Source organism: Herbaspirillum aquaticum (assembly GCF_002213425.1).
Classification (GTDB): domain Bacteria; phylum Pseudomonadota; class Gammaproteobacteria; order Burkholderiales; family Burkholderiaceae_D; genus Herbaspirillum; species Herbaspirillum aquaticum.
Map to the genome: position 1 here is coordinate 32,229 of NZ_NJGV01000013.1, position 21,646 is coordinate 53,874.

16 protein-coding genes are annotated in these 21,646 nt (G+C 62.7%); 8 read left to right on the plus strand and 8 right to left on the minus strand.

Annotated features, from left to right (window positions below; all coding sequences use genetic code 11):
- Positions 1-105: 105 nt before the first annotated feature.
- The 3 genes from CEJ45_RS14420 to CEJ45_RS14430 are packed head-to-tail and all read right to left on the minus strand — an operon-like array spanning position 106 to position 6,577.
- Positions 106-1,734: an SEL1-like repeat protein gene (locus CEJ45_RS14420; RefSeq protein WP_338152870.1), complete on the minus strand. Its 1,629-nt coding sequence runs from the start codon at positions 1,732-1,734 to the stop codon at positions 106-108.
- Entirely contained in the window at positions 1,731-3,650 is a 1,920-nt protein-coding gene (locus CEJ45_RS14425) for a phospholipase D-like domain-containing protein (RefSeq protein WP_088755900.1), read from the minus strand. The genes CEJ45_RS14420 and CEJ45_RS14425 overlap by 4 nt, the downstream gene beginning before the upstream one ends.
- A gap of 26 nt (positions 3,651-3,676) precedes the next feature.
- Positions 3,677-6,577 carry a type VI secretion system Vgr family protein gene (locus tag CEJ45_RS14430; protein ID WP_088755784.1) on the minus strand — a complete coding sequence of 967 codons (2,901 nt, stop codon included), beginning with the start codon at positions 6,575-6,577 and terminating at the stop codon, positions 3,677-3,679.
- 183 nt (positions 6,578-6,760) lie between these two features.
- Here CEJ45_RS14430 and CEJ45_RS14435 point away from each other — a divergent pair, with 183 nt between their 5' ends.
- The 7 genes from CEJ45_RS14435 (at position 6,761) to CEJ45_RS14465 (ending at position 15,133) form a co-directional block, all read left to right on the plus strand.
- A complete protein-coding gene (locus tag CEJ45_RS14435) occupies positions 6,761-7,135 on the plus strand; it encodes an RNA-binding S4 domain-containing protein (protein ID WP_039785255.1) in 375 nt (124 codons plus the stop codon).
- A gap of 83 nt (positions 7,136-7,218) precedes the next feature.
- The gene (locus CEJ45_RS14440) at positions 7,219-7,680 is read left to right on the plus strand and encodes a hypothetical protein (protein ID WP_088755785.1); all 462 of its coding nucleotides are present in this window, start codon (positions 7,219-7,221) and stop codon (positions 7,678-7,680) included.
- Positions 7,681-7,896: 216 nt separating this feature from the next.
- The gene (locus tag CEJ45_RS14445; RefSeq protein WP_088755786.1) at positions 7,897-8,598 is read left to right on the plus strand and encodes a TetR/AcrR family transcriptional regulator; all 702 of its coding nucleotides are present in this window, start codon (positions 7,897-7,899) and stop codon (positions 8,596-8,598) included.
- Positions 8,599-8,615: 17 nt separating this feature from the next.
- A complete protein-coding gene (locus CEJ45_RS14450; RefSeq protein WP_088755787.1) occupies positions 8,616-10,406 on the plus strand; it encodes an acyl-CoA dehydrogenase C-terminal domain-containing protein in 1,791 nt (596 codons plus the stop codon).
- A 222-nt stretch (positions 10,407-10,628) separates the two neighbouring features.
- Positions 10,629-13,016: a 3-hydroxyacyl-CoA dehydrogenase/enoyl-CoA hydratase family protein gene (locus CEJ45_RS14455; RefSeq protein WP_088755788.1), complete on the plus strand. Its 2,388-nt coding sequence runs from the start codon at positions 10,629-10,631 to the stop codon at positions 13,014-13,016.
- 50 nt (positions 13,017-13,066) lie between these two features.
- Positions 13,067-14,263, plus strand: a complete 1,197-nt coding sequence (locus CEJ45_RS14460) for an acetyl-CoA C-acyltransferase (protein ID WP_008334355.1) — start codon at positions 13,067-13,069, stop codon at positions 14,261-14,263.
- A gap of 105 nt (positions 14,264-14,368) precedes the next feature.
- A complete protein-coding gene (locus CEJ45_RS14465) occupies positions 14,369-15,133 on the plus strand; it encodes an enoyl-CoA hydratase (protein WP_187697684.1) in 765 nt (254 codons plus the stop codon).
- Positions 15,134-15,160: 27 nt separating this feature from the next.
- Here CEJ45_RS14465 and CEJ45_RS14470 read toward each other — a convergent pair whose 3' ends face one another.
- The 4 genes from CEJ45_RS14470 to CEJ45_RS14485 are packed head-to-tail and all read right to left on the minus strand — an operon-like array spanning position 15,161 to position 18,824.
- Positions 15,161-15,664, minus strand: coding sequence for an Lrp/AsnC family transcriptional regulator (locus tag CEJ45_RS14470; RefSeq protein WP_088755790.1), 504 nt, complete (start codon positions 15,662-15,664; stop codon positions 15,161-15,163).
- A 29-nt stretch (positions 15,665-15,693) separates the two neighbouring features.
- Positions 15,694-17,061: an aspartate aminotransferase family protein gene (locus CEJ45_RS14475; protein ID WP_088755791.1), complete on the minus strand. Its 1,368-nt coding sequence runs from the start codon at positions 17,059-17,061 to the stop codon at positions 15,694-15,696.
- Entirely contained in the window at positions 17,058-18,125 is a 1,068-nt protein-coding gene (locus CEJ45_RS14480; protein WP_088755792.1) for a phosphotransferase, read from the minus strand. Before CEJ45_RS14480 ends, CEJ45_RS14475 begins: the two co-directional genes overlap by 4 nt.
- Positions 18,126-18,158: 33 nt before the next feature.
- Entirely contained in the window at positions 18,159-18,824 is a 666-nt protein-coding gene (locus CEJ45_RS14485; RefSeq protein WP_088755793.1) for a haloacid dehalogenase type II, read from the minus strand.
- A gap of 312 nt (positions 18,825-19,136) precedes the next feature.
- On the opposite strand from CEJ45_RS14485, the gene CEJ45_RS14490 reads away from it, so the two are divergent.
- Positions 19,137-20,411 carry an NAD(P)/FAD-dependent oxidoreductase gene (locus CEJ45_RS14490; protein WP_088755794.1) on the plus strand — a complete coding sequence of 425 codons (1,275 nt, stop codon included), beginning with the start codon at positions 19,137-19,139 and terminating at the stop codon, positions 20,409-20,411.
- Here the strand turns inward: CEJ45_RS14490 and CEJ45_RS14495 are convergent.
- Complete coding sequence (locus CEJ45_RS14495; RefSeq protein WP_088755795.1) at positions 20,392-21,558, minus strand: GGDEF domain-containing protein; 1,167 nt, start codon at positions 21,556-21,558, stop codon at positions 20,392-20,394. The genes CEJ45_RS14490 and CEJ45_RS14495 overlap by 20 nt on opposite strands.
- Positions 21,559-21,646: the final 88 nt, after the last annotated feature.

The window sequence follows — 21,646 nt, forward strand, 5'->3', positions numbered from 1 at the left end:
TGTTGAAGCGCTTGTTGAGATGAAGAAAACGCCGGCTTGCGAGCCGGCGTTTTTCTTTGGGGAAGGGTGGGTTGGCGCAGCTCAGCGTGTTGTTGATGCCGGTTCTTACGGACTGAAGTTGCGGATGGTGATGTCCTTGCGCCCCGACGGCAGAGGCTGATTCGCCTGATCCAGCCATTGCCACTGGATATCTTTTGGAGAAATGTCCAGGCCGCGATCACGCGGGTCAGGGAAGGGCTGCCCCTCTTCGACATAGGCTTGGCGCGTCCATTGATTGAAGACCTTGGCCAGTGGATGGGCGGGATCGACCTCGCCATGCCAGAAGCCGGTGGCTGGTGCAGTGAGCAAGCCGCTGGAGCGCAAATCGCGTGAGGGGACGGGGATCTCGCGCAGCACGCCTTGCGGGACTCGCCAGTCAGGGACATGCCGCGCAGCCGGCGGTTTGGGAACAGGAGTGCCGAGATAGTGGAAACGAAGAATGCCGGACTCTTTTGTAATGTCTTCAGGGGGAGTGAAGGATTCGCCCTGTGCGTAGTACATCGGTACCTGCGCGGCATTCCATGCCACCTGCTTGGGTGTGTAAGGTTTGGCCAATTGGGCGAGCCAAAATCCGCTGATGGTGGCATCGGTGTGCAGGTGCTGGATAAGGTGGCCACCTTGCGGCTCGTCGGGGAGGACAAGGCCGTCGGGGATATGAGCGCGGCCCTGGCGCAGTGAAGCGGGGGAAGGTTTGATGTCCGCCAGTGAGGTTGCCTTGACGGGTTTGGCGCCATTGATCAGGGTTTCCTTTTCGCCATCCCAGTAGGGGAGGATGGCAGGCGGTAGAGGAAGAACTTTGTCCAGGTTGGGAAGGCGCAGGTCGGGGTTGAGGCGGAGCATGTCGGCGATGGCAGAGTAGCGTTCAGCACGATCGGGATCCGGTCTTGGACCACCAGGTTCGAGACCTCCTCGAAACTCTACTGCCATGTGGATGGCACTCATTTCGTTCCCGAATTTCACGCCGTCGTGATAAACCTTGAGTGAGCGTTCCAGCTCTTCAGGGAGTGCGATACGCAATCCTAGCTCGGACGCACCATTGCCATTCTCTTGTGCGTAGGAACATTCCAGCATTTTTCTTCCAATGACTGAATTGCTCCAGACTGTTCCCTTGGTGTCGTCGTATGCCGCCATGAGCTTTGCCCCCAGATGAGCCTGTGCATCAGCATTTCCCATCTCGGCCGCCAGGGTCCAGAATGCATAAGCCCTTGTGGCATCTTGTTTAACACCCGTTCCATTGATGTGGTAAGTCCCCATTAAATCGAAGGCTTTCGGAACTCCTTTGCGCATAGCTTCTTCAACAAGTTGAACAGCACGTTCCGTGTCCCGCGTAACACCTTTTCCGTCAACATAAAGACTTGCCAGGTTGAGCATGGCTTTCCAATGCTCTTTTTCGGCCGCCTTGGTCCAGAGAGCCGCCGCCTTATTGAATTGACGATCATCAGGCCAAAGTTCAAAACTGGTTAACGCCAAGCCTTCTCTGAACCATTGCTCGGCATCTGCATCTAGTTGAGGTTCTGCAGACTTTTCGTATCGGCACATCCAAATTTTCATGTGTGGATCGAATGTCGCCAGGGGCATGTTGCGGGGAAGGGAGTTCATGCAGGAATTCAAGAAAAGATAAAGAGTAATGGCGAGCGAAACTGTCTTGAGAATGCCCTCGCCGGGAAATGCTTTTGGAGTAGATTCGTTATTCATGCAAGGCGGATCGAGGAAGTGCGTACATCAAAAAATGGCAACAAGAAGCCTGTTATCGGTTTCCGTGTATCTTTCTTATTCTGGTTAATTCGCAACAATTCCTGCCAAGCTTCAAACGCAAATTTAATTGACGATGAAGTTCCGTTGCCGCCGTCACAGGACGCAGCCCCTCCAGAGTGCATAGAAAAAACCTCCCTACGTAATTTCTCGCTCAACAGCGGATCATCACACCCGATGTTGATCTCAGCATCTACCGCCATGCTGCGCAGATTCATGTTGGCGCTACCCAACGTAAAGAACGCATCGTCGATGATCATCAACTTGCTGTGGATGTAGATCTCGCGATATTTTTCCCCTTTGCTGTCGCCGGCATGATCGTAGGTCCACAGACTGGCCACGAGTGTTTTGATGCCGAGGGAATCGAGCTCCTTGGCAATGTCGGCATTGCTCCGTGATTCACTATCAGGAGAGGCCTGCTTGGATCCCCGCACCAGCTCTGGCGGAGCACCATTTTTCCTTTCCTTGAACTCGTAGGTCGCCAGTTCTTTCTCCCGTTCCCGGAGAGCCAGCTCTCGTTCCACCTCCTTGTCCTGATTGGGCATCGATGTGCCATGCCCGAGTGCCTTGACGGTCTCATGCGTAGCCGGAACCATCTGCGGGCGCTCTGGAGTGGGGATGACGATGAAGACGTGCAGATCGGGGAGCTTGTTCATCGGCTGCCCCGCTGCCTTCCATGCTGTGATGAAATCACGCCGCAGCTGCTTGAGATACTTCGCCCACTCTGCGTACTGGAAATACTGGTTTTCGATGTAGATGTAATTGGACGCGAAGCTGGTTGCTTGCCGATAGAGGCGCTGGATGGTCTTGTCGCCTTCCTCCGCCTGTGTGCGCACGATCTGCGCGCGATGAGCGGCCCTGCCAGCGCGAACCTTCAGGCCAGCCGGTGGTGAGCGCAGGTCGTGCATGCGCTGGATTTGTTGGTCGGCTGTGGCTACCCGGTTCCAGGCATCCACGAAATTCTTGCTCACGCTGATCAGGGCCTCGCCGCAAATGCGGCAGGCATAGTCTTGCAGTGGTTTCAGCCCGGGAAGTTCATCCCCGCCACCTTCCCACGATTGGCCCCGGCGCGGGTCGTAAAACAAGTGCTTTCGCGTATCCCAATAATCGGTGACGCTGTTCAGTCCCATTACGTAGCCGACCGCATGTTCTCCCTGCGCATGGTCGTAGTCGATGAGTATTGTTTTCTGATGGGCAGTCGATGCTTGGACCAGGGATTGGTGCTCAGTCATCGACAGCCTGGCGGAACGCTCTTCTGCCAAGCTCTGGCGGACTTTATCGGCGTCGCCCGCGCGGACCTTGAAGGTGAGATGAGGATGCGTGCCGTGAGTGGCCTCAAAGAACCACAAGGCATTGAAATAGCCACGGCGTTCTTGCGGCGAAAGCCCAGCTTCGTGAGGTTTTCCGGAGAGTCGTTCGTGATGCCGGATGCGCTTGACCTGCTGGGCGTCGAGCTTGCCGTAGCCCGGCGTATTGTTGGCCATGGCCGAGATCGGGCTCTCATTCCAGCACAGCACCCGTACCTCTAACGGCTTGCCATTGTTGTACTTGCCGGCTGCGACCTCCCTGAGCAAATCCCCCCAGGTCGGACCGCGAGGCCAGGTGTTGCCCTCGCGCTCCAGTTCCATGGCAGGGTCGAAACCCCAGCAGATGATTTCCACGCTGTGCTTTGCCTGGCGGATGTCCTGCAGGATGCGGGCAAATCCTTCTTCGCCGCAGATTAGTACTTCAAGCTGGTTGGCGTGATAGATCGGGGAATTGCTGTCTTCTGCGCGCTCCAGCAGCCATTGTGCCGTTGCGGTAGCACTACGTTTGCGCAGATCGATGGGAATGCTGCCTGGATGGTAGGTCTGTGTCATGGCGATGATCAAAAAAGGGAAGGGGGTCAGGCGCCTGCATGGCGCAGGCGGCTTTCTGCGTCCGCTTCAGTGCTGCGGTAGCCCGAGGCTGCCAGCTGTTGGTCCAGAGCACCGATCTGTTCATGGACCGGTAAATCAAAGCGATAGCCATTGGGGAGCTTGACCGAATAGTCGTCGTCGCCCGGTTGATGGCCTTCGATCCATAATCGCCCGGCCGCGTCAGTGACGCCCTCGGCGATCTGCGCCCCCTGTTTGAAGAGCGTATAGGGTTGGTGTGCCAGCGGCCTTCCATGGCGCGCATGACTGCGCAAGCGCACCAGCAAACTGTCGCTCTGCTGCAAGTCTTCATAGGTGGGCGGCGGCGGTATTTCCGGTGGCGGACAATTGGCCGGGCCCAGCACATTGTGCTCGGCCGCCTGTTGCCGCCACTGTCCGCTGGTGCCGTGTTCGATGAGGCTGGCGTGCCAGCGGCTGAAGCTGCCGCCTCCATTGATTTCGGTGTTGTCGCGCGAACGGATGCTGATCTTCGGGGCCTGCAGGATGATCTCCTCGCTGGCCTCCAGCAGGATGCGTCGCGCAGCCTGAAGCTCGATGTGTTCTTCGTGAGCCTGTACCTGGACGCTGCCCTTGCCGCTGATCAGCTTCATGTGCTTGGCCGCAAAGGCAGCGAACAGTTCTCCTGCCCGCATCAGCAGCTTGCGTCCGGCACTGAGCTGGATATTGTCCCGGCTGACCAGATCGATATGCCGCGTCGCGCCCAGTACCATGGTGTCCTGGCTGGTCACGCTCACGCCGGCCGGCGCGTCGAGGGCGACCATGGGTGCCGCAGCGTGCCTTGTGCCGCCGGCCCCTTCGCTCGACTCCCATGCTTGCAGTTGCTTCCTGATGCGCTCCAGTTGTGCCAGATCGGTCGCTTCTGCGTGGTGCCTGGCGGCATCCTGGCTCAAACGCTGCGCCAGTTCCTCCAGGCTGCGCAGCGTGTCCAGCAGGGTCTCCCGCTCCAGCATGCGGCCACGCCCACCGTCCTGTGCTTGCGCCGTAATGAGGACACCCTTGGCCCCGCGCAGGACGCCATGCCCATCCGTGCGCATTTCCAGCCCCTCGCCACGATCATCGCCATGTCCATCGTGGCGCGGTTCGGTGAGATAACCCAGGTTGATCTGGCTGTGCTGGTGCTCGCTGGCCAGTTGCGAGCTGATCTGTCCTGGCGTGTCGTCCAGGCGCAGCTGGTTGTAGCGCGCGCCGTCGATCTCCTTGGACTTGATCCCGGAGAGAAAACGATTGCCGGGCAAACCGCCACCGTGGCTGAAGCGGGCGGGATGGTTGATGCCGTTGTGCAGGACACCGGCGACGACCATCTTGTCGGGATCACCCCCGAGGAAATCGATCAGTACTTCCATGCCCACCCGCGGCACGGCATCCTGCCCATAGCCTGCACCCGCCCAGGCGCTCGATACGCGCACAAAAGCGCTGTCGCGGTCCTCTCCGGTGGTACCCGCGCCTTGCGCATGAACATGGTCTTCCGCATGCAGTCCCTGCAGTTGCACCTTGATGCGACCAAGTTCGTCGCAGTACACCTCCTCGCGTGCAGGACCGACCACCAAGGCCGTGATCGGATGCACGGGCGGCAGGTGCAATCGCGGGTCGTAGTGCGGTGCCAGCGTCGCACTGCGGCGGCGGCAGCTGAGCTGGTTGCGGTAGCGCATGTCCGCTGCACCCGGCACCTCGGCTTGCCAGATGGAGGCGGGCAGCAGGCGCTCGATGGCATCCTGCAGCGCTTTGGGGAAATTGTTTTCAGCCTGTTGCCGTAACGAGGTCACGATGAATTCGCGCAAGGTGCGATCGTGTCCGCGTAGGTCGGGATGCCCTTCCAGCACGAACCAGTGCCCCACGGCCAGATCGCGCACCGTGCCACTGGCCTCGAAGGATTCGCTGCGGCCCTCGTGCGCCATCATGCGGGCATGGGCCATGCGCAAGTGATCTTGCTGGCCGTCGGCCGTGTGCGGGGCCTCGATGAGCCCGTCATCCAGGACACAGGCCAAGGCCCTGCCCGCATCGCCCTGGTCGAGTACATTTTGACTGGCCACCTCGTCCACGCGCACCGCCTTGTAGTCCCAGCTGCCGCGCCACACACGCCCCGGCACCAGGCTGCGCTGCCGGCTCCAGGCGTTGATGGTGTCGCGCTGCTCGGTAGCGCCGGTGCGGTGGTAACGCACGGTGCCGGCAGCGGCCTGGGGCAGCAGCGCGGCGTAATCACAAAACACCAGCGTGTGCATCGGAACGCCCGCATCGGCTGGCTTGCCAGTATCGTCCGCAGGCTGGGCGCTGGCTATGTACCAGCCGATGCCTTCGCGCCGGCAGAGGCGTCTGATGAAGTGCGCGTCGGATTCGTTGAACTGATGACTGATCTCGCGCACCGGATAGCGGCGATTTTCCAGGCGATGGAGGTCGAAGTGAAACGCCGCCGCCAGTGCCGGGCTGCGCTGGCGCCATTCACCCAGCATGATCTCCAGGATGCGGGGTACGCTCAGTTGACGGAAGATGCGGGTATTGATGCGCTCCTCCATGATCGACAGCGCGTCCTTGAGCGTGAGCTGGTAGATCCGCAGCGCCCCGTCGGCGTGGCCTGCGCGCGCCTCGGTGATGATCCCGTTGGTGTGATGCAGCCCGCCACGGTCGGTCACCATCTCGATGCCCAGCGGCTGTCCAAGCAGGGCCTGCAGCGGCAGTTCAGGATCGCTGGAAACGCAGGTCAGTTTCGCCTGCAGTCCTTCCAGCCAGGCTTCCTCGATATCGACCCGCTGCACCAGCAGCCATTGCGCGAAACGGGCTTCCTGCGGTCGCCAGCGCAGCCTGAGCGGGCGGTGTTGCTGCGAGAGTACGGCGCTGGCGAACGCCGCAGCGATGGTCTGGAGGTGATCTGTCATGGCGGAATGGACTGCAGCAACAAGCGTGGTCACAAAAACTGCCCAGCATAGTGACGCCTGCCCGCCAGGACGCCGATCCGCCAAAGAAAGGAAGTGAATCCCGATTTTCTTGAGCAAATGATTCAAAAAATATCGATAATTACCGCTACCTACTGAGCGTCACTCACCAATTCACATCCTGACATGGACACCACCCGCATCGACAAATGGTGCTGGGCCGCACGCTTCTTCAAGACGCGGTCACAGGCCACCGAAGCCGTGGAGCGCGGCCGCATCAAGCTCAACGGCGAGCGCACCAAGCCCGCCCACAACGTCAGGAATGGCGACCGCCTGGATATCGACAACGGTTCCACCGAATGGGAAGTGCTGGTCACCGGCATCGCCGACAAGCGCGGCTCGGCCGCCATTGCCGCCACCCTCTATCAGGAAACCGAAGAGAGCATCACGCGCCGTGCCGCGCTGGCCGAACGCCATCGACTCTTCCGCGAACCCTCGGCCGAGATCAAGGGACGCCCGACCAAGCGTGACCGCCGCCTGCTGGACCGCTCCTCATCCTGATCCCGCCGCAACGCTGGCTCGTTGTAAGATGAAGACCGTTTTCCCCGGCCTGTCTTTTCTCCAACCCAGGTGCAAAGGTGCAGATGTCTCAGGTGGTCTCTTCCGAATCGATGCAGTCCGTCCCCGTGGCCCGGCCCCTGCGCAAGGAGTGCCCGCCCGGTGCCTGCGATTGCCAGCGTGAAGCGCTGCTGGAATGCCTGCACGCGCCGGAAGCCCGCGTGCTCTGGCTTACCCGTGAAGAAGAAAAACGCCTGATCGAGCGCATCACCCGCATCAGCACCTACGACGAGCTGCTGCATGTGGGCAGCCTCATGCGCAAGAACCTCGGCATCCACCTGCACATCAGCCCCGGCCCCAACGAGGTGCGCACCGTGCGCGGCCTGCAGATCCACCTGGCCGAGCAGCCCGGCCTGTGCCGCAAGACGCGCGATACCATCCCGGCAGCCATCCGCAAGTGCCTGGAAAACAACCCCACCATCGTCTACGCCCTGCTCGATGCCCACGACCTGCTGGGTGCCGCCAATCCCCCTCCCACGTCCGCCTGAAGGCTTGCCACCCGGCAAAATCCGTACCGCAAGACGGCCCGATTTTTTGTTTGACATTTGCGGCGTGATGAATAATAGTACGATCGTTCGAATAAATTCTGCATGAAGATAAATTCATGTCAGTTTATCCAGGGCACAAGACAGCGGACCCCGAGCCGCGCCCGTCGAACCGGTTCCTTCCCGTCGCCGCCTGCGGCGGATATCAAAGAGACAACGATGACTGAGACAAGCAAGGTGACCACCGCGCCCGCCCGGCCCAAGTTCCTGCGCAAGGGCGAGCAGACCCGCGCCGCCATCCTGGATGTGGCGCTGGAGCTGGCCAGCCGTGATGGCCTGGAAGGGCTCACCATCGGCCTGCTGGCGGAGAAGATGAAGATGAGCAAGTCCGGCGTCTTCGCCCATTTCGGCTCGCGCGAGGACCTGCAGATCGAGGTCGTGCGCCTGTACCACAACCGCTTCGAGCAGGACGTGTTCTATCCCTCCATCAAGGAGCCGCGCGGCCTGCCGCGCCTGGAAGGCATGTTCGCGCGCTGGATCAAGCAGGTCACGGTGGAAATCGCCCTGGGCTGCATCTACATCAGCGGCGCGGTCGAGTATGACGACCGTCCCGGCGCCATCCGCGATCACCTCGTGGCTATGGTCCAGGCCTGGCGCGATGCGCTGGAGCGCTGCATCAAGCAGGCCATGGAAGCCGGCCACCTGCGCACCGACATTGAGGTCAGCCAGATGGTCTATGAAATGTATGGCCTGATCCTGGCCCTGCATCACGATGCGCGCTTCCTGCACATCCCCGGCAGCGTTGAACGTGCCGAGGCCAGCTTCCGCCGCCTCATCGACAGCTACCGCCCGCAGGGCAGCGACAGCGCCAGCACCAGCACCCCCAAGAATTCCAAATCGGCTGCCAGGAAGGCAGCGTAACCCGTCCGGAGACATCCATGCCCCAATACAACGCCCCCTTGCGCGACATGCAATTCGTGCTGCACGAGCTGCTCAATGTCGAGGAAGTGTTCAAGGAACTGCCGCCCCACGCCGACACCAACCGCGAACTGGTGGACCAGGTACTGGAAGAGGGCGGCAAGTTCGCCTCGCAGGTCCTGTTCCCGCTGAACCATTCGGGTGACCGCGAGGGCTGCCATTTCGATCGCGAGAGCAAGTCCGTGACCACGCCCAAGGGTTTCAAGGAAGCCTACAAGCAATATGTGGAAGCCGGCTGGGCGGCGTTGTCCTGTGATCCGGACTTCGGCGGCCAGGGCCTGCCGCTGACGATCAACAACTCCTTCTACGAGATGCTGAACTCGTCCAACCAGGCCTGGACCATGTACCCCGGCCTCTCGCACGGTGCCTACGAGTGCCTGCATGCGCACGGTTCGGACGAACAGAAGCAGCTCTACCTGCCCAAGCTGGTCTCGGGCGAATGGACCGGCACCATGTGCCTGACCGAAGCCCACTGCGGTACCGACCTGGGCCTCTTGCGCAGCAAGGCCGAGCCGCAGGCCGATGGCTCCTACAAGATCACCGGCAACAAGATTTTCATCTCCGCCGGTGAAAACGACGTGTCCGCCAACATCGTTCACCTGGTCCTGGCCCGTCTGCCCGATGCACCCGAAGGTTCGAAGGGGATTTCACTTTTCCTGGTGCCCAAGTTCCTGCCCAATGCCGATGGCTCGCTGGGCGCACGCAACCCGATCTTCTGCGGTGCCATCGAAGAGAAGATGGGCATCCACGGCAACGCCACCTGCCAGATGAACCTGGACGGCGCCACCGGCTGGCTGATCGGCCAGCCGCACAAAGGCCTGCAGGCGATGTTCGTGTTCATGAACGCAGCCCGCCTGGGCGTGGGCATGCAAGGCCTGGGCTTGACCGAAGTGGCTTACCAGAACGCCCTGGTCTACGCCAAGGACCGCCTGCAGATGCGCAGCCTGTCCGGCATCAAGGCCGCCGACAAGCCGGCCGATCCGATCATCGTGCATCCGGACGTGCGCCGCATGCTGCTGACCGCCAAGGCCTTTGCTGAGGGCGGCCGCGCTTTCACCTCCTATGTCGCGCTGGAGCTGGACAAGGAACTGACCCACCCGGATGAGCAAGTACGCAAGGACAGCGCCGACATCGTGGCCCTGCTGACCCCGGTGGTGAAGGCCTTCCTGACCGACAACGCCTGGATGGCCACCTCCGAGTGCCTGCAGGTCTACGGCGGCCATGGCTACATCGCCGAGTGGGGCATGGAGCAATATGTGCGCGATGCCCGCATCAACATGATTTATGAAGGAACCAACACTATCCAGTCGCTGGACCTGCTGGGCCGCAAGATCCTGATGGACAACGGCGCCAAGCTGAAGAAATTCGGCGCGCAGATCCAGGCCTTCGTGGAAGAGCACGGTACCGATGAATCCATGTCCGAGTTCATCACCCCGCTGGCCGACATCGGCGACAAGGTGACCAAGCTGACCATGGAAATCGGCATGAAGTCCTTCGCCAACCAGGATGAAGCCGGCGCGGCTGCCGTGCCTTACCTGCGCGTGGTGGGCCACCTGGTGTTCTCCTACCTGTTCGCGCGCATGGCCAAGATCGCGCTGGAAAAGCAGGACAGCGGCGACGCCTTCTACACCGCCAAGCTGGCCACGGCGCGCTTCTACTTTGCGCGCCTGCTGCCGGAAACCGCGATGCTGATCCGCCAGGCCCGTTCGGGTGCGGCCAACCTGATGGCGCTGGACGCAGAACTGTTCTGATCGCAACACCACGCCGCGCGCGGGCTGCACGCCTGCACGCGGCGTTGATCCAACGCAATGCGGCCCGTGACGGCGTCACGCGGGCGTCACTGCGGCAGGGCATGCTGTGAGCCGCCGCACCAGGGATAAAGAGCGTACAGTGAGCGCTCGCCCCTGCGGCGCAGCACCTTGCCAGGCCCGAATTCATGTTTCATGTTTGCAGCACCAGCAAAGGAGATTTGCGTGTCCAATTTCATCGTCAAAAAAGTGGCCGTGCTCGGCGCGGGCGTCATGGGGGCCCAGATTGCCGCCCACTGCATCAATGCCCGCGTGCCGGTCGTGCTGTTCGACCTGCCGGCCAAGGAAGGCCCGAAGAACGGCATCGTGCAACGCGCCATCGAGAACCTGAAGAAACTCAGCCCGGCACCGCTGGGCAACAAGGATGACGCGGCCCTGATCCAGGTCGCCAACTACGAGGATGACCTGGCCGTGCTGGAAGGCTGCGACCTCATCATCGAAGCCATCGCCGAGCGCATGGACTGGAAGCATGACCTCTACAAGAAGGTCGCCCCGCACATCGGCCCCAAGGCCATCTTCGCCTCCAATACCTCGGGCCTGTCGATCAATGCCTTGTCCGAAGGTTTCGATGCCGGCCTGAAGGCGCGCTTCTGCGGCGTGCACTTCTTCAACCCGCCGCGCTACATGCACCTGGTCGAACTGATCCCGACCCAATCGACCGAACCGCACATCCTCGACCAGCTCGAAGCCTTCCTCACCACCACGCTGGGCAAGGGCGTGGTGCGAGCCTTCGACACCCCGAACTTCGTGGCCAACCGCGTGGGCGTGTTCGGCATCCTGGCCACCATCATCGAAGCCGAGAAGTATGGCCTCTCGGTCGATGTGGTCGATGACCTCACCGGTGCCAAGCTGGGCCGTGCCAAGTCCGGTACCTTCCGTACCGCCGACGTGGTGGGCCTGGATACCATGGGCCACGTCATCAGGACCATGCAGGACAACCTGAAGGACGATCCCTTCTTCTCCTCCTATGCCACCCCGCCGCTCTTGGCCAAGCTGGTCGAGCAGGGCGCACTGGGCCAGAAGAGCGGTGCCGGTTTCTACAAGAAGGTCGGCAAGGACATCCTGCGCATCGATCCGGCCAAGGGCGATTACGTCCCGGGCGGTGCCAAGGCCGATGACATCATCGCCCGCATCCTCAAGGAAAAGGATCCGGTCAAGCGCATGAAGGCGCTGCATGATTCGACCAATCCGCAAGGCCAGTTCCTGTGGGCCATCTTCCGCGATGCCTTCCACTACATCGCCGTGCACCTGGAATCGGTGGCCGACAACGCCCGCGACCTGGACTTCGCCATGCGCTGGGGCTTCGGCTGGAGCGTCGGTCCCTTCGAGACCTGGCAAGCCGCCGGCTGGAAGCAGATCGCGCAATGGGTCAAGGAAGACATTGAGGCCGGCCGTGCACTCTCCACCGCACCGCTGCCCGAATGGGTCTTCGATGGCCGTGACGGCGTGCATTCGGAGAAGGGTTCCTGGTCGCCCTCCAAGAAGGCTGACGTGGCTCGTTCCGAGCTGCCGGTCTACCAGCGCCAGGCTTTCCGCGCCCCGCTGGTGGGCGAGGGGGCAGCCGATGGCAAGAGCGCCGGCACCACCTTCTTCGAAGACGAATCGGTGCGTATCTGGCACCAGAACGACGATGTGCTGATCCTGTCCTTCAAGACCAAGATGCACGTGATCGGCCAGGGCGTGATCGATGGGATGAACAAGGCCGTCACCGAAGCCGAACAGAACTTCAAGGGCCTGGTGATCTGGCATCCGGATGCGGCCGAAGGCGGCGCCTTCTCGGCCGGTGCCGACCTGCAATCGATGCTGCCGCTGTTCATGTCCGGTGGCGTCAAAGCGATTGAGCCGGTGGTGCATCAGCTGCAGCAGGCGCACCAGCGCCTGAAGTACGCCAGCGTGCCGGTGATTGCCGCTGTGGCGGGTCTGGCTTTGGGCGGTGGCTGCGAATTGCTGCTGCATACCGCCAAGCGCGTGGTCTCCATCGAGTCCTATATCGGCCTGGTGGAAGTGGGCGTGGGCCTGATCCCGGCCGGTGGCGGCCTGAAGGAAGCGGCCGTGCGTGCGGCCAAGGAAGCCAAAGGCAATGACATCCTGCAATTCCTGAAGGAATACATGCTGGCCGCGGCCACTGCCAATGTCTCCAAATCCGCACTGGAAGCGCGCAAGCTGGGCTACCTGCGCGAGGATGACGTCATCGTCTTCAACCCCTATGAATTGCTGCACGTGGCCAAGGTCGAGGCGCGCGCGCTGTTCGATGCCGGCTACCGTCCGCAGCTGCCGCCGCAGGTGCCGGTGATCGGCCGCAACGGCCTGGCCACCATCATGGCGCAGCTGGTGAACATGCGTGATGGCGGCTTCATCTCGGCCCACGACTTCAAGCTCGGCAAGATGATCGCCGAGACCGTCGCCGGTGGCGAGGTGGAAGAGGGCAGCATCGTCAATGAACAATGGCTGCTCGACATCGAGCGCAAGTTCTTCATGGAGCTGCTCAACCACCCCAAGACCCAGGAACGCATCATGGGCATGATGCAAACCGGCAAGCCTGTGCGCAATTAATGAAACCTCTCTCCCCCTGAAGGGGAGGGAGAGTCCAAGGAGATTTGGTAATGAGCAAACAACTGCAAGACGCCTACATCGTCGCCGCCACCCGCACCCCTATCGGCAAGGCGCCGCGTGGCATGTTCAAGAACACCCGCCCGGATGACCTGCTGGTGCGTGCCATCCAGTCCGCCGTCGCACAAGTGCCGGGCCTGGACCCCAAACTGATCGAGGATGCCATCGTCGGCTGCTCCTTCCCCGAAGGCGCACAGGGCCTCAACATGGCGCGCAATGCCGTGCTGCTGGCCGGCCTGCCCAATACCATCGGCGGCGTCACCATCAACCGCTACTGCGCCTCTGGCATCACCGCCATCGCCATGGCCGCTGACCGCATCCGCGTCGGTGAAGCTGACGTCATGATCGCCGCCGGTGCCGAATCGATGTCGATGGTGCCGATGATGGGCTTCCATCCTTCCATCAACATCAATGCCTTCAAGGATGAGAACGTCGGCATGGCTTATGGCATGGGCCTGACCGCCGAGAAGGTGGCACAGCAGTGGAAGGTCTCGCGGGAAGCGCAGGACGAGTTCTCGCTGGCCTCGCACCAGAAGGCCATCGCCGCCCAGCAGGCCGGTGAATTTGCCGACGAGATGACCTCGGTCGAGATCGTCGAGCGCTTCCCCAACCTGGCTACCGGCGAGATCGACATCAAGACCCGTACCGTCGCCCTGGACGAAGGTCCGCGTGCCGATTCCAACCTGGCCGCGCTGGCCAAGCTCAAGCCTGTCTTCGCCGCCAAGGGCAGCGTCACCGCAGGCAACAGCTCGCAGACCTCCGATGGCGCAGGTGCACTGATCATCGTCTCGGAAAAAATCCTGAAGCAATTCAACCTGACCCCGCTGGCGCGCTTCGTCTCCTTCGCGGTGCGCGGCGTGCCGCCGGAGATCATGGGCATCGGCCCGAAGGAAGCGATTCCTGCGGCCCTCAAGGCCGGCGGCCTGACCCAGGACCAGATCGACTGGATCGAACTGAACGAAGCCTTCGCTGCGCAAGCTTTGGCCGTCATCGGCGACCTCGGCCTGGACCCGAGCAAGGTCAACCCCATGGGCGGTGCGATTGCCCTGGGCCACCCGCTGGGTGCCACCGGTGCGATCCGTGCCGCCACCACCATCCATGCACTGCGCCGCAAGAACCTGAAGTACGGCATGGTGACCATGTGCGTGGGTACCGGCATGGGTGCAGCGGGCATTTTCGAACGCGTCTGATCCGCACCCGCAAGGCCTGATGCAAAAGCCGCACTGCGCATGCCGTGCGGCTTTTTTTTCATGAACCTTATAAATCATTTATAACATTCAAGGAGACCTGTGCAGATGGATATCCAGCTCACCAAGGCCGATGGCGTCCTGACCATCCACTTCGACCGCGAAGACAAGAAGAACGCCATCACCGCCGCCATGTACCAGCAACTGGCTGATGCCCTGAAGGAGGCCGAGACCGACAGCGCGGTGCGCGCCATCCTCTTCACCGGCAAGCCCAAATCCTTTTCGGCCGGCAATGACCTGGAAGATTTCCTGAAGAATCCGCCCAAGACCCAGGACGCACCGGTATTCCAGTTCCTGTGGCAGATCAGCCATGCCAGCAAGCCCATCGTGGCGGCCGTTGCGGGCGTGGCCGTGGGCATCGGTACCACGCTGCTGCTGCATTGCGACCTGGTGTACGCCGCCGACAATGCCAAGTTCTCGATGCCCTTCACGCAACTGGGTTTGTGCCCGGAGGCGGCGTCGTCGCTGCTGTTGCCGCATATCGCCGGTTACCAGCGTGCGGCCGAGAAGCTCTTGCTGGGCGAAGCCTTCGGTGCAGACGAAGCCTGCCAGATGGGTGTGGTCAACCGCGTGCTGCCGCTGGAAGAATTGCTGCCCTATGCGCAGCAGCAGGCCGCCAAGCTGGCGGCACTGCCGGCGGCGTCGATCCGGGTGACCAAGCAGTTGATGAAGAAAAACCGGGTGACAGCGACCGAGCAGCAGATGGTGGCCGAGATCGAGCACTTCTCGCGCATGCTGACCGCGCCCGAGGCCAAGGAAGCGTTCACGGCTTTCTTCGAGAAGCGCAAGCCGGATTTCACCCGGTTTTCCTGAGGGCGGCGACGGCGGGCTCGCCTGCCGTCACTTCCAGCTGCTCTTCCCCGAAGCAATCACCTCCACCGGCTCCACCCGCCGCTCATACGGATGCCGCAACACGATGCGGCTGGCGAATTTCTCGATGCCGATCTCGTCCTCCAGCAGGCGTTCCATCAGTTCCTGGAACAGCCCAACAGTGGGCGAGACGATCTTGAGCAAATAGTCATACCCCCCGCTGACGTTGTAGCACTCCACGATTTCCGCATACCGGGCTGCCCCCTCTTCGAACTTGCGAAAGTCCGCGGGACGGTGGCTGCCCAGCGTGATTTCGGAAAACACCACGACGTGGCTTCCCAGCTTCTCCAGTGCCACCTGGGCCGCATAACCGGCGATGACGCCGGTTTCTTCCATGCGCTTGGTCCGCGTCAGGCAGGGGCTGGGACTGAGATTGACGGCCTCGGCCAGCTCCACGTTGGAACAGCGGCCCTCGCGCTGCAAGTGCTCGAGGATCTTGATGTCGGTGCGGTCGATGGGGTCGGGGGTGCGCATGGATCGATCATAGCACCGCATCATCGGCCTCAGCCGCGTGCCGCAGCTGCCCGGACTTCGGTCAGCGACTCGTCCAGCGCATCGATCACCATGCCCGCCTGGTCGGCCGACAGCACCAGCGGCGGCCGGATCTTGAGCACGTTGTGGCCCATCGCGCAGGCACTGAGCAGCACGCCCTTCTGGCGCATCCGGTTGACCACTTCGCTGGTGAGCGCCCGGTCCGGCGTACGCTGTGCCCGGTCCGACACCAGTTCCACGCCCACGAACATGCCCGCACCGCGCACGTCGCCGATGGCCTCATGGCGTTCGGCCAGCGCACGGATGCCGTCAAGCAGCACGCCACCGACCTCCCGTGCATGGGGAATCAGGCTTTCGCGTTCTATCGTCTTCAGTACCGCCAGCGCGGCTGCACACGAGACCGTATTGCCGGCGAAGGTATTGAAGTAACGCGAACGCTGCCCGAATTCCTGCAGCACATCGGCGGTCGCCAGGATGCCTGCGACCGGCTGGCCATTGCCCATCGGCTTGCCCATGGTCACGATGTCGGGCGCGACGCCATGGCGCTGGAAGCCCCACATGTGTTGGCCGGTGCGGCCGAAGCCCGGTTGCACTTCATCGGCGATGAACAAGCCACCGGCTGCCTTGATGGCCTGCACCGCGCCCTGCAGGAAGCCCGCAGGTCCGGGGAGGATGCCGTCGCTGGTGAACAGTGAATCCACGATCAGGGCAGCAGGCCGGATGCCGTGCCGTTGCAGGTCGGCAATGGCGGCTTCGACGTCGCGCGTGAATTTTTCTCCCAGGTCCTGCCCTGGCGCATGATAGGCGCGCGGGGCCGGTACCAGGCGCACATGCGGCCCCAGGTTGACGCTGCTGCCCAGCGAGGGCGAGAACTGCGAGACGGCATCGGTGATGCCGTGATAAGCCGTGTCAGTGACGATGACGCCGGTGCCGCCGGTATGTACCTTGGCGATGCGATAGGCGAGGTCATTGGCTTCGCTGCCGGTGCAGGTGAGCATCAGGTGGGCCAGCGATGTCTCCGGTACCGTCGCCAGCAAGCGCTCGGCCAGCTCCAGGATGGTGTCGTGCAGGTAGCGCGTATTGGTGGCCAGCGTCTGCACCTGTTCGCAGATCGCTGCGGTGACGGCCGGATGGCAGTGTCCCAGCGAAGTGACATTGTTGTACACATCCAGGTAGCGCCGCCCCTGCGGATCGATCAGCCAGACGCCTTCGCCGCGCACGATGTGCAAGGGATGTTCATACATCAGGCGATAGGCCGGCCCCAGCAGGGCATTGCGGCGCTCGATCAGGGCCCCTGTCACGGGGCCGACGTCGGCGCGGCCGGGAATGTAGGCGTTGACCATGGTGAGGTCGGTGGTGGTGGTGGTGGTCGTGCTCATGCAATGCTCCTGTGTCGGATGTCGGAAAGCAGGCGGTCACGTGCGTCCTGGCGCGGCAGGTCGGCCATCTGGCCGAGCGCCTCCCAGGCCGCCGGGTTGTGCCGCATGATGTAGGCGCGGTTGTGGGGATAGCGCACGGCGCGCCATTCCGAGATGAGGGCCGTGACCAGCTGGCGCGTGACCATCAGGTCGGTGACGATCTCCTGTTCGGGTGCGCTCAGCGGCAGCACGGCGTGATAGGCCGCCACGAATTGTGCCGGCCCGGTAAAGGGATCCTCGTTGCCTGTCATGTGGAAGGCTGCCGCCGTGGTGACTTCCCCCACCAGAGGCGCGTGCAGCATGTCGCCGAAGTCGATGATGCCGGTGATGCGCTCCTGCTCGTGCGGGGCCACCAGCACGTTGTAGAGGTGATAGTCGTTGTGAATCACCTGCGCACGGACGTCGCGCAGGCGCGGCAACACCTGCTCTTCGAAGCGCGTCATGAAGTGCCGTGCCAACTGGCGTTTGGCCGGATCCTGCAGGCTCTCCATCTTGTCGCGCAGCCGGTGCGCCGCAGAGACGTTCCACAGCAGGTCGTGATGCGCCCCGGCGTGGTTGAAGCCTTGCAGGGCCAGGTCCAGCCTGGCCAGGCCACTGCCCATGGCGCGCCGCTGGCCGTCGCTGCGGTCGGTATGCTTGATCTGCACGCCGTCGAGGTAGGTCAGCATGCGCACCATGCTGATGCTGCCATCCGGCAGCCTCACCCGTTCGATGCTTTGCCCGCCCAGCGAGCGCAGCACGCGCGGGATCGGCAGGTCCGGTGCCGCCTGCGCGATGTGATCCAGCGCGGCGATCTGGAAATCCACCACGGTGGCCTGTTCGGACGGATTGCTGATCTTGAGCACGTAGCGCGTGCCATCGGCGCTCTCGATGCAGGCGTTCTGGTCGCGTTCACCGCCCAGCGCAGTGGCCACGCCTTGGATGCCGTAATGTTGCGCGGCCAGCCTTTGCAGCGCCGGCGCCGGCAGGTCAGGTGCCGCCGTGCTGAGGGCGGCGGTATCGGTCGAAGCGGTCTCAAGCATCATGCGTCTCGCATCGCGTGAACGGCCCGGCGTCCATCAGAGGCCCACCAGCGCGGCCAGCTGGCGGAAGTCGGTCAGCCGGCTCACGCCATAACCATCGCAGTAGGGCTCGTGATTGCGATCGATGTAAGCCTTGCCCATGAAGCCGAGATCCTTGGCCGTCATCAGGTCGTAGCGGAAGCTCGACGAGCAGTGCACCATCTCTTCCGGACCGCAGCCGAGCTGGTCGAACATGTATTCGAAGGCCTGTCCGCGCGGCTTGTAGGCTTGCGCTTGCTCAGCGGTGTAGACCGCATGGAAGGACGCCTTGAGGTGCGCCACGCTGTGCGGGATCAGGTCGACCATGGAGTTCGACAGGATCACCAGCGGGATGTGCGGGGCGATCTTCTCCAGCGTTTCCACCACATGCGGATGCGGCTGCCAGGTCGGCACGGCTGCATAGAGCGCCTGCGCATCGCTGGCGCGGTACTCCACGCCATGAGCGTGACAGGCACGTTGGATGGCGCTTTCCACCACGTCGAAGAAGGGCTTCCAGGCGCCCAGCACTTCGTCCAGACGATAGAAGCGGAAGCTGTCCAGGAAGGCCGGCATGCGCTTCTCGTCGACACGATCGGCAAAGAGTGTGCGGGCGGTCGGACCCATCTCGAAATTGATCAGGGTTCCATAGCAGTCAAAACTGATGTACTTCGGCTTGAAAGTCATTTGCTCAAACTCCTTCGTTGGGGATGGAAGAAGTATGGCCGCCGGCCTCCAACTAATAATTCTTATTGCGCCGGGATCGGAGCAGCTTCTACTTTTAAACGGCGGCTTTCCGGCATTTTTCGTTACGCTGCGCCGCTCGTCCTGCTGGCAGCCAGCAAGGACGGGCGCTGCACGAGCATTAACCTGCGTTTAATGCTGCGTTCAATGAGCATTAATCACCGTACCGGGAGCGCACACCATAATCAGCACACACCCTGTTGCGGCCTCGCCCTGCGTTCATGCCCCGGCTGCCGACTGTCGATGGAGCTCCTGATGCAATTGAAGTCGTACTGGCTGGACACCTCATCCCCCTTCATCAGCACCCATCCCGCCTTGCCCGACGGCGGTTGCGACGTCCTGGTCGTCGGCGGCGGCATCACCGGTTCAGCCGCGGCCCTGGCGCTTGCGCGCAAGGGGGCCAGGGTGGTGGTGTGCGAAGCCGATATCGTCGGAGGTGCCGCCTCCGGACGCAATGGCGGCATGTGCAACAACGGTTTCGCGCAGGACTATGCTGCGCTGTCACAACGCCTGGGAACGGAATGCGCCAACCGGCTCTATCGGGCCTTCGATGCCGGAGTGGATACCGTGGAAAGGCTGGTGCGCGAGGAATCCATCGACTGCAGTTTTGCCCGTTACGGCAAGCTCAAGCTGGCGGCCAAGCCCGAGCACTTCGACAAGCTGGCGCGCAGCCAGGCCCTGCTGGCCGCCAATGTGGATGCCGATACGCGCCTGGTCAGCCGCGCCGAACTGCGTGACGAACTGGGCAGCGACCGTTATTACGGCGCACTGCTGATGCAAAAGAGTGCCGGCATGCATGTCGGACGCTATGTGCGCGGCCTGGCCCACGCCGCCCAGCGACGCGGCGCGATCTACCTCGAACACACGCCCGTGCTGGGCCTGAAGGCGCAGGGAGGCGGGTATCAGGTGCAGACGCCGGCAGGCAGCCTGCGCGCCGGCCAGGTGCTGCTGGCCAGCGGCATTTCACAGGTCGGTCCGTTTGGCTGGATACGCCGCCGCATCGTGCCGGTGGGTGCTTTCCTGATCGTCACGGAACCGCTGCCGGCGGAACTGCTGGCGCAGTTGCTGCCAACGCGTCGGATGTACACCGATACCAAGAATTTTGTAAATTATTTCCGCGCTACGCCCGACAATCGCCTGCTCTTCGGCGGGCGGGCGCGCTTTGCCGTGTCCAATCCGCAGTCCGACGCCAAGAGCGGCGAGATCCTGCGCGGCCAGATGCTGGAGGTGTTCCCGCAACTGGCCAAGGTCCGCATCGACTACTGCTGGGGCGGCATGGTCGACATGACCGTGGACCGCCTGCCGCGTGCCGGACAGCGTGATGGCGTCTTCCATGCCATGGGCTACAGCGGCCACGGCACGCACATGGCCAGCCTCATGGGGACGCTGATGGCCGAGGTGATGGACGGCCGCACCGATCTCAACCCATGGAAAGACTTCGACTGGCCGGCCATCCCCGGTCATGTCGGCAAGCCCTGGTTCCTGCCCCTGGTCGGTGCCTGGTACCGCCTCAAGGACTGGTTGCAGTGATGTGTGCCGGGCTCACGATGAGCCGGTCGCGCCCGGCCCGCTTGGCATCATAGAGGGCGGCATCGGCTGCCGCCATCAGCTTTTCCAGCGTCAGCGCGGGCGTGGTGTAGAGACTGGCGCCCACGCTCAGGCTCACCGCATCAGGGGTTGCCACTGCCTTGCGCGCTACATGCGCAAAGGCCATCCGCAATTGTTCTCCAAGATGGGCCACCTGTTCTGCACGCACATCCCGCAGCAGGATCACGAACTCGTCCCCGCCCAGCCGCGCGGCCAGCGCATCGGCGGGCAGCTCATCGCGCAGCAGGGTACTCAGGGCTTCGAGCAGCTTGTCGCCCGCAGCATGGCCGTGCAAGTCGTTGACCTGTTTGAAGTTGTCGATGTCGATGAGCAGCAGCGCACCCGGATGGGCCTCGCTGGCCTGGGCCAGCAGTGCCGGCGCGCCCGCCTGCAAGGCACGGCGGTTCAGCAGTCCGGTCAGGGGGTCGCGCGCGGCCAGCTGGCCGATGCGTTCTTCGCGGCGATGGCGTTCGGTGCCGGTCATCGACAAGGCGATCAGCATCACCGCCATCGATCCTTCCACCAGCGAGACCTGGATCAGCGCCCCGCCGAAGGCCGCCAGATCCACGAACGCGCCCAGCGCCAGCGCCGAGACCGCCTTGGCGAGATAGAACAGCCCGTGGATCAGCAGGACATAGCGCAGCTGTACCGCGCCCACGCTCAAGGAGGCGCCGTGCGGACGCAGCAGCAGGCTGGCGTGCAAGGTGAGGGCGGCGATCATTAGCGACTGCAGGCCCAGCATCACGCGCGACCACCAGGCGTGCGCGGGCAGCAGCAGCATCAGCAGCCAGAGCAGGGCGATGAGCCACCACCAGCGTGAGACACGAGTGCGCGTGAACCACGCCACCCCCGCCAGGAAGCAGCCGTGGGCGGCGATCAGCAGGCCATTGGCGAACCAGATGCCCACCACCAGGTAGCCGCGCGAGCGCAGCAGCGCCAGGAAGGAGCCGACCGTGATGATGGCGAAACCGCTGCTCCACAGCAGCAGCGAACGTTCCCGCACGCTGCCCCATTCGATGGCCAGGTACAGGGAGGCGGCGGCGGCCAGCGCAATGGTGAGGATGAGGAGAGTGGAGGGATCGAGAGCCATGACAGGAGCAGCGCCAATTTGCCGCGCAGTAAATACCGCTCCATTTTAGCCTTCCGGCGCACCGGGTCCGGAAATCCCCCTGCGGGAA

Coding starts and splice junctions, on each gene's coding strand:
- CEJ45_RS14420 (WP_338152870.1), bottom strand. CDS start 1,734: ATGAATAACGAATCTACTCCAAAAGCATTTCCCGGCGAGGGCATTCTC.
- CEJ45_RS14425 (WP_088755900.1), bottom strand. CDS start 3,650: ATGACACAGACCTACCATCCAGGCAGCATTCCCATCGATCTGCGCAAA.
- CEJ45_RS14430 (WP_088755784.1), bottom strand. CDS start 6,577: ATGACAGATCACCTCCAGACCATCGCTGCGGCGTTCGCCAGCGCCGTA.
- CEJ45_RS14435 (WP_039785255.1), top strand. CDS start 6,761: ATGGACACCACCCGCATCGACAAATGGTGCTGGGCCGCACGCTTCTTC.
- CEJ45_RS14440 (WP_088755785.1), top strand. CDS start 7,219: ATGTCTCAGGTGGTCTCTTCCGAATCGATGCAGTCCGTCCCCGTGGCC.
- CEJ45_RS14445 (WP_088755786.1), top strand. CDS start 7,897: ATGACTGAGACAAGCAAGGTGACCACCGCGCCCGCCCGGCCCAAGTTC.
- CEJ45_RS14450 (WP_088755787.1), top strand. CDS start 8,616: ATGCCCCAATACAACGCCCCCTTGCGCGACATGCAATTCGTGCTGCAC.
- CEJ45_RS14460 (WP_008334355.1), top strand. CDS start 13,067: ATGAGCAAACAACTGCAAGACGCCTACATCGTCGCCGCCACCCGCACC.
- CEJ45_RS14465 (WP_187697684.1), top strand. CDS start 14,369: ATGGATATCCAGCTCACCAAGGCCGATGGCGTCCTGACCATCCACTTC.
- CEJ45_RS14470 (WP_088755790.1), bottom strand. CDS start 15,664: ATGCGCACCCCCGACCCCATCGACCGCACCGACATCAAGATCCTCGAG.
- CEJ45_RS14475 (WP_088755791.1), bottom strand. CDS start 17,061: ATGAGCACGACCACCACCACCACCACCGACCTCACCATGGTCAACGCC.
- CEJ45_RS14480 (WP_088755792.1), bottom strand. CDS start 18,125: ATGATGCTTGAGACCGCTTCGACCGATACCGCCGCCCTCAGCACGGCG.
- CEJ45_RS14485 (WP_088755793.1), bottom strand. CDS start 18,824: ATGACTTTCAAGCCGAAGTACATCAGTTTTGACTGCTATGGAACCCTG.
- CEJ45_RS14490 (WP_088755794.1), top strand. CDS start 19,137: ATGCAATTGAAGTCGTACTGGCTGGACACCTCATCCCCCTTCATCAGC.
- CEJ45_RS14495 (WP_088755795.1), bottom strand. CDS start 21,558: ATGGCTCTCGATCCCTCCACTCTCCTCATCCTCACCATTGCGCTGGCC.